This is a genomic window from Neobacillus drentensis (assembly GCF_036966985.1).
Classification (GTDB): domain Bacteria; phylum Bacillota; class Bacilli; order Bacillales; family Cytobacillaceae; genus Neobacillus; species Neobacillus drentensis_E.
Genome location: NZ_JBALSN010000357.1, coordinates 277 through 573, shown reverse-complemented (window position 1 = coordinate 573; position 297 = coordinate 277). Strand labels below are relative to the sequence as shown.

The window sequence follows — 297 nt, the reverse complement described above, 5'->3', positions numbered from 1 at the left end:
ACACAGTCATTATTTAAAAGCGTTTCCTAATCCCATTCTAAGAGCTCAAGACGGTTGCCGAAGGGGTCATTGAGGTGAATTCTGTTTGCCCCTGGAAGTAGATCGTCTTCTGTAAATATAACTCCCTTTTCACGTAGATGTCCTTTTAATTCTTCAATATTTTCAACAACTAAGGCAGGATGTGCTTTTTTTGCTGGTGAAAACGGTTCTTCTACACCAATGTGAAGTTGAAAGGTCCCAAATTCGAACCAAGCACCGCCCCGTTTCTTTAATTCGGCAGGCTTTTCTACTTCAATT

At 40.7% G+C, this 297-nt stretch carries 1 protein-coding gene; it reads right to left on the bottom strand.

Annotated elements, in window-relative coordinates:
* Positions 1-26 precede the first annotated feature (26 nt).
* Positions 27-297 (bottom strand): glyoxalase (locus V7659_RS21630; protein WP_335542156.1); only part of this gene is annotated, 271 nt, incomplete at its 5' end.